The organism is Bacteroides rodentium JCM 16496 (genome assembly GCF_000614125.1).
In the GTDB taxonomy this organism is placed as follows: domain Bacteria; phylum Bacteroidota; class Bacteroidia; order Bacteroidales; family Bacteroidaceae; genus Bacteroides; species Bacteroides rodentium.
The window spans coordinates 74,811-81,611 of the sequence record NZ_BAKJ01000017.1; the positions used below are offsets into that span (position 1 = coordinate 74,811).

5 protein-coding genes, 1 tRNA gene and 2 pseudogenes are annotated in these 6,801 nt (G+C 45.4%); 1 reads left to right on the forward strand and 7 read right to left on the reverse strand.

Annotated features, from left to right (window positions below; genetic code table 11):
• Positions 1 to 121: 121 nt before the first annotated feature.
• From JCM16496_RS09785 to purU, 7 genes and pseudogenes are all read right to left on the reverse strand, one after another.
• Positions 122 to 1,440: pseudogene (locus JCM16496_RS09785) on the reverse strand (aspartate kinase).
• 123 nt (positions 1,441 to 1,563) lie between these two features.
• Positions 1,564 to 2,265, reverse strand: coding sequence for a cell division ATP-binding protein FtsE (locus tag JCM16496_RS09790; protein ID WP_128809528.1), 702 nt, complete (start codon positions 2,263 to 2,265; stop codon positions 1,564 to 1,566).
• Between the two features lie 29 nt (positions 2,266 to 2,294).
• The gene (gene hisIE / locus JCM16496_RS09795) at positions 2,295 to 2,900 is read right to left on the reverse strand and encodes a bifunctional phosphoribosyl-AMP cyclohydrolase/phosphoribosyl-ATP diphosphatase HisIE (protein ID WP_025833983.1); all 606 of its coding nucleotides are present in this window, start codon (positions 2,898 to 2,900) and stop codon (positions 2,295 to 2,297) included.
• A gap of 114 nt (positions 2,901 to 3,014) precedes the next feature.
• Positions 3,015 to 3,770: an imidazole glycerol phosphate synthase subunit HisF gene (gene hisF, locus JCM16496_RS09800; protein ID WP_025833985.1), complete on the reverse strand. Its 756-nt coding sequence runs from the start codon at positions 3,768 to 3,770 to the stop codon at positions 3,015 to 3,017.
• 63 nt (positions 3,771 to 3,833) lie between these two features.
• A complete protein-coding gene (gene hisA, locus JCM16496_RS09805) occupies positions 3,834 to 4,556 on the reverse strand; it encodes a 1-(5-phosphoribosyl)-5-[(5-phosphoribosylamino)methylideneamino]imidazole-4-carboxamide isomerase (RefSeq protein WP_025833987.1) in 723 nt (240 codons plus the stop codon).
• A gap of 20 nt (positions 4,557 to 4,576) precedes the next feature.
• Positions 4,577 to 5,166 (reverse strand): annotated as a pseudogene (hisH, locus tag JCM16496_RS09810) (imidazole glycerol phosphate synthase subunit HisH).
• Positions 5,167 to 5,240: 74 nt separating this feature from the next.
• Positions 5,241 to 6,098: a formyltetrahydrofolate deformylase gene (purU, locus tag JCM16496_RS09815; RefSeq protein ID WP_025833989.1), complete on the reverse strand. Its 858-nt coding sequence runs from the start codon at positions 6,096 to 6,098 to the stop codon at positions 5,241 to 5,243.
• A 361-nt stretch (positions 6,099 to 6,459) separates the two neighbouring features.
• Here purU and JCM16496_RS09820 point away from each other — a divergent pair.
• Positions 6,460 to 6,533, forward strand: a tRNA-Asp gene (locus JCM16496_RS09820).
• Positions 6,534 to 6,801: the final 268 nt, after the last annotated feature.

Below are 6,801 nucleotides of genomic sequence, written 5' to 3' on the forward strand. Positions count from 1 at the left end.
AAAATAAAAGAGGTGTTTAAAAATCTTTTTTAGGCGCGGATTACGTGGATTTCGCGGACTCTTTTTGCTTTCTATCCGCGCAGTCCGCGTAATCCGCGCCTAAAAAAGAGTACGAGAAATCTTATTCCTCATTGAACAGCGCATCACTGAGTGACTGCAGCGCTGCCTTCTTGTCGCACTCGCGGATAAGGAAAGAGATATTGTAGTTGCTGCCACCGAAAGAAATCATACGTACCGGTATGTCGCGCATGGCATCCAATGCCTTGGCTTCGAAACCGACGTTCTCCCATTCAAGGTCGCCCACCACACAGATGATGCACATGTCCTTGTCCACCGTCACTGTGCCATACTTCTTCAAGTCATCCAGAATTTCATTGAGATGCTTCACATTGTCGATAGATACGGACACACCCACTTCTGAGGTACAAATCATATCGATGGAAGTCTGGTAGCTCTCAAATATCTCGAAAACCTTACGCAAGAATCCGTGAGCAAGCAACATGCGGCTGGATTTTATCTTGATGGCCGTAATGTTGTCCTTGGCAGCCACCGCCTTAATCTTACCCTTCTCCGTATCATTGGAAATCAGCGTACCCGGAGCAGTGGGGTCCATCGTATTGAGCAGACGGACGGGGATATTGGCATACTTGGCAGGCTGGATGCAGGTGGGGTGCAGAATCTTGGCACCGAAGTACGCCAGCTCGGCGGCCTCTTCAAAGTGCAGATGACGCACCGGAGCAGTCTTGTCCACAATACGGGGGTCGTTGTTATGCATGCCATCGATATCCGTCCAAATCTGGATTTCGGAAGCGTTGATGGCAGCACCGATCAGCGAAGCCGTATAGTCGCTTCCGCCACGCTGCAGATTGTCTATCTCTCCGTAGGCGTTGCGGCAGATGTACCCTGAGTAATATAAATCTCAGCATCCGGATGCAGTTCCAGCTGAATTTGAAGCTTGTCCTTGATATAGACCGGATCGGGCTCGGCATTCTTGTCCGTACGCATGTATTCTAAAGCCGGAAGCAACACAGACTTCACACCGCATTCCTGCAGATAGTAGTTCATCATGGCGGTGGAAATCAACTCGCCCTGAGCCAACACCACCTTCTCCTCAAACAGAGTGAAGAGGTCTTTGGTATAAGAACGGATATAGTCAAAATGTGATTTGATGAGTTCCAGGCCTTTCTGTTTATACTCCGGAGTAGCAAAGAGTTCATCAATGTGCTGGCGATATTTACTTTCCAGCTTGTTGATAATCTCGTTGGCACCTTCCGGATTCTTCTTGTACAGATAGTCCGAAATCTCAACCAATGTGTTTGTGGTACCCGACATGGCAGAGAGAACCACAATCTTACGTTCACCATCGGTAATCAATTTGGCCACTTCCTTCATTCGCTGAGCCGAACCTACTGAAGTACCTCCAAACTTTAAAACTTTCATTTTCGTTCCTGTATTAATTAGTTTATAGTTACAAGCTACGAGCTACAAATAGGCAGCTGCGGAGCTTTATCATTAATTTCTGTTCTTTATAAGAATCAGTAGTCAGAGATAACTACTTAACTACTAATCATTGGTTATTGCAGGGGCGTATTCTGCTGTAACATCAGTCATCAGATGGTCTGCGCAACGGTACACCTTACCGGGAAACTCTCGCAGCAACTGCAAGTTGTGTGTGGTCATCACCACCAGTGCACCGGCTTCGCTGAGACCGTGCAGAAGTTCGGCAATGGCATGTCCGGTTTCCACGTCAAGATTCCCGGTAGGTTCGTCCGCAAGGACTATCTCCGGAGAGTTGAGCACTGCACGCGCAATCACAATGCGCTGCTGCTCACCGCCCGACAGTTCATTGGGCAGCTTATATCCTTTGTTGCTCATACCCACCAGATTCAACACCTCTTCAATTTTATCCTTAATCTCCCCTTTGCTCTTCCAGCCGGTAGCACGGAGAACAAATTCAAGATTGTCGTACACCGTACGGTCTGTCAGCAACTGGAAGTCCTGGAATACGATTCCCAGCTTGCGGCGCAACTGCGGGATGTGCTTACGCTTAATATGGAGCATGTCATACCCCAATACTTCGGCCTCGCCCGATGCAATATCCAGTTCGCCATAGAAAGTCTTGAGCAGGCTCGTCTTGCCGGAGCCCACTTTACCTACCAGGTACACGAACTCCCCTTTGTGAAGTTCCAAGTTCACATCGTTCAGCACGCACAACTCCTGCTGGTGTATCTCTACGTCCGTATATCTTATCAGCGCCTCGCCCACCCCTATTTTAATTTTTAATTATTAATTATTTAGTGTTTCTTCCACGTGGCGCTGTGACGTTCCTCCAATTCGCGCGCAAGGTCTTCAATGCGGTATCCCTTGGACGTAAGCAGCACGATGAGGTGATACAACAAATCAGCTCCTTCATAAATCAGGCGGTCGTCCGTACCGTTGCAAGCTTCAATAACGGTTTCCACAGCCTCTTCGCCCACTTTCTGTGCCATTTTGTTGACACCGGACTGAAAAAGGCTGGTCGTGTAAGAGCCTTCGGGCATCTCATCATGACGCTTGCAGATGAAGTCTTGAAGAAGCTTCAGAAACATAACCGGTTGTTCGTTCTTCTCGCCCCAGCAGGTATCTGTACCGGTATGGCAAACCGGGCCTACGGGATGTACCTGCACCAGCAACGTATCCCGGTCACAGTCTTCCTTCATGGAAACCACATTCAGGAAGTTGCCGCTCTCTTCACCTTTCGTCCAAAGACGATTCTTGGTACGGCTGAAGAAAGTAACCTTTCCTGTTTCCACCGTCTTGTCATAGGCCTCCTTGTTCATGAAGCCAAGCATCAGCACCTTAGCGGTATCTGCATCTTGTATAATCGCCGGAACAAGTCCGTTCATCTTGTCAAAATCCATTTTATTTACGATTTAGCTATTTACTATTTACGATTGATATTACCTTAAGTGACTGGAGACTTATGATTTGCTTGAGTAATCCCAATCATAAATCGTCCAATCATAAACCCACCTTCATCTTCTCATCGCAATTCCTTGGGCACAAAGATACGATTTTAATTCGGGAATTTTGATTTCTCCGAAATGAAAAACACTGGCTGCCAGGGCAGCATCCGCTTTTCCCTGCAAAAAGACGTCACGAAAATGCTCTTTGGCACCTGCCCCTCCCGATGCAATGATAGGGATAGACAATCCGTCGGCAAGGCAGGAAAGCGCTTCATTGGCATAACCGGTCTTGACACCGTCGTGATTCATGCTGGTGAACAATATCTCGCCCGCACCACGTTCCTGGGCTTCTTTTGTCCACGCAAACAGTTCCTTATCCGTTTCCACACGGCCACCGTTCAAGTAGCACCACCATCCCTTCTCTGTCTGTTTGGCATCAACGGCCAGTACACAAACCTGAGAACCGAAGTTCTTCGCAATCTCGTCTATCAATCCGGGACGGCGGATAGCTGAGGAATTGATGGAAATTTTATCGGCACCTGCATTCAGTAACCTATCCACGTCACCCAGTTCATGAATGCCTCCACCTACTGTAAAAGGAATGCTGATATTCGCAGCTATGCGTTTCACCAATTCAGTGAAAGTCTTACGGCCTTCAAAACTGGCTGTGATGTCGAGAAAAACCAGTTCGTCGGCACCCTGCTCACTATAAGCACGCGCCAGTTCTACCGGGTCGCCTGCCTGGCGAAGATTCACGAAATTGGTACCTTTCACGGTCTGCCCATCTTTAATGTCGAGGCAAGGAATGATTCTTTTTGCTAACACGGCGGTTTGAGTTATAAGTTATAAGTGATTAATTTAAAATTTTCACCTTTCAATTTTCACCTTTCAACTAACAAAGTTTTCCAGCTCTTTGAAGGTGATACGGCCTTCGTACAGAGCCTTACCGAAAATAACAGCAGGCACACCCGCTGCTTCCAGCTTGCGTATATCATCGGCACAGCTTACGCCTCCACTGGCTATCAGATAGAGTTCAGGATGATGTTCCAGTATCTCCTTATACAGTGCTATCGATGGTCCTTGCAGCATTCCGTCACAACTGATATCAGTACAGATAACCTTATGGACCCCCTTCTCCACATAGTCTTTCAAGAACGGAAACAGTTCGCAGCCACTCTCATCCTTCCAACCGTTGACGGCTATTTTATGCTCTTTCACATCAGCACCGAGAATAATTTTCTCAAATCCATACATTTGAAGCCATTTGCAGAACAATTCGGGATTCCTCACAGCAATGCTGCCGCCGGTCACCATCTGCGCACCGTTCTCAAAAGCTATCACCAAATCTTCATCACTCTTCACCCCACCTCCAAAATCTATAATAAGAGACGTACGCACAGCTATCTGTTCCAGCGTGCGGTAGTTTACCACATGATGGGAAGCCGCACCGTCCAAATCGACCACATGAAGTCTGCGGATACCATGAGCCTCCAGCTCCAGAGCCACTTCCACGGGATTTTCGTTGTACACCTTCTTGCTGTCATAATCGCCTTGGGAAAGGCGTACACATTTTCCGTCAATAATGTCAATAGCGGGAATCAGTTCTATCATTTTATTTACGATTTGACGATTTACAGTTCCAGGAAATTCCGCAAAATACGCTCTCCCACACTTCCACTCTTTTCCGGATGGAACTGTGTGGCGTAGTAATTGTCTTTATGCAAAGCGGCACTGAACGGATGAATGTAATCCGTCACGGCCGCCGTACAATCATTGACAGGCACATAGAAGCTATGTACGAAATAGACAAACTCTTCTTTAGTAAAGCCTTTAAAAAGTCCGCTATTCGTCCCGGCAATGGTATTCCATCCCATATGAGGTACTTTATCCTCGTGCCTCTGCGAAATGAAACGTTTCACATCAGTATCAAAAATACCCAGGCAATCCACATCCCCCTCTTCAGAGTGGCGGCACATCAACTGCATGCCCAGGCAAATGCCCAATACCGGCTGGCGTAACTCCTTTATCAGCTATCCATACCACCGGTACGCAAAAAGTTCATAGTGGTTTCCGCCTCTCCCACACCGGGAAAGATAACCTTATCGGCAGCACGCAGCACAGTCTCATCCGCCGTAATCACTGCCTCTACTCCCAGGCGCTTCAAAGCATAATCCACCGAACGGATATTGCCTGCATTATATTTGATAACTGCAACTTTCATTTTTTAATTGAGAATTGACCATTGAAAAGTGATAATTGAAAGGTAATGACAGGTTCCCCACCATCAATTATCAACTAATTAAATATTACCGTTTTATTCTTATATGCCAACACTTTGCGTTCAATATGTTTCTGAACAGCACGGGAAAGCACAATTTTTTCCAAGTCTTTACCCTTGTTCACCAAATCCTGTACAGTGTCCTTGTGTGTAATGCGCACCACATCCTGCTCTATGATGGGACCGGCATCCAACTCTGTGGTAACATAGTGGCTGGTGGCTCCAATAATCTTCACTCCACGTTCAAACGCAGCATGATAGGGCTTCGCTCCCACAAATGCCGGAAGGAAAGAGTGATGGATATTGATTATCTTATTGGGATAAGCGTTTATCATTTGCTCGGAAATGACCTGCATGTAACGTGCCAGCACTATGAAAGTTATCTTATGCTTTGCCAGTAACTCCATTTCCTTCTTCTCTTGTTCCTCCTTTGTCTCTTTGGTGATGGGGAAAAGATGGAAAGGAATACCGAAACGCTCGGCCACGTGCTGCAAATCGGGATGATTACTTATGATAAGAGGTATCTCCACATTCCACTCACCAGCGGTGTAACGCGCCAGCAAGTCGAACAAGCAATGGGACATCTTTGAAACAAAGATGGCCATACGCGGTTTTGTATCGGAGAAATAGAGACGGAAATTCATCCCATATTTCTGTGCATACAAAGTGGCAAAATAATCCTCTATCTTTTCCTGAGGCACCAGAAAATCTTTCAATTCCCATTCAATACGCATGAAAAAGATATTCTCTACATGGTCTACATACTGATCCAGATAGACAATATTACCTTTATTCACCGTTATAAAGTCTGTTACTTCTGCCAATATGCCTGGTTTGTCAGGGCAGTGCAGCAACAGTTTGGCTGTTTTCATCATCCTAAAATTTCTTTTTTATCATTTTCAAATTACAACATTCTCGTTTAGAGTTCGCAAAAATAACGATTTATTGCAAAACAACGAACTTTTCGAGCAAGAAGTTTAAAAGAAGCCCCTAAATGTTTCGTTTCCTCCAAGAAAGGATTTCATGTCAAGAATAAAACAGTGTATAAGCGTATTTCTAAACAGTTGTTAAATTCACTTTTTCTTATTTTTCCAAACTTCTCTATATGAGGATATAAAGCAAACACAACACAAAACGCTTAAAAAAAAGTTCGCCATAGCTATTGCAGATATCAAAGAAATGCCTACCTTTGCAACCGCAATCGAGAGAGATAGCAACGAAAAAAAATGAAATAATGGTGCGTTAGTTCAGTTGGTTAGAATACATGCCTGTCACGCATGGGGTCACGGGTTCGAGTCCCGTACGCACCGCAATAAACACTGATTGTCAGTAAAATATAAAAAGAGCACCCAATTTTACACCCAATAAAGTAAAATTGGGTGTTTTGTTTTATTTAAGAACATTACTTATTCTATCACGTTACGAGAAGAATGGTGATTTTCGAAAATTACGGGAATAGCCCATATAGCGGGTCAGCCGCAAAATCTTGTGGGGTATCTTAGAAGTAGCTATCTTTGTGGCAAAAACTTATGACTACTTACGATACCCTTTTAACCCTAGCCCGTTTGATTCTTCCTA

Coding starts and splice junctions, on each gene's coding strand:
- purU (WP_025833989.1), bottom strand. CDS start 6,098: ATGATGAAAACAGCCAAACTGTTGCTGCACTGCCCTGACAAACCAGGC.
- hisA (WP_025833987.1), bottom strand. CDS start 4,556: ATGATAGAACTGATTCCCGCTATTGACATTATTGACGGAAAATGTGTA.
- hisIE (WP_025833983.1), bottom strand. CDS start 2,900: ATGGATTTTGACAAGATGAACGGACTTGTTCCGGCGATTATACAAGAT.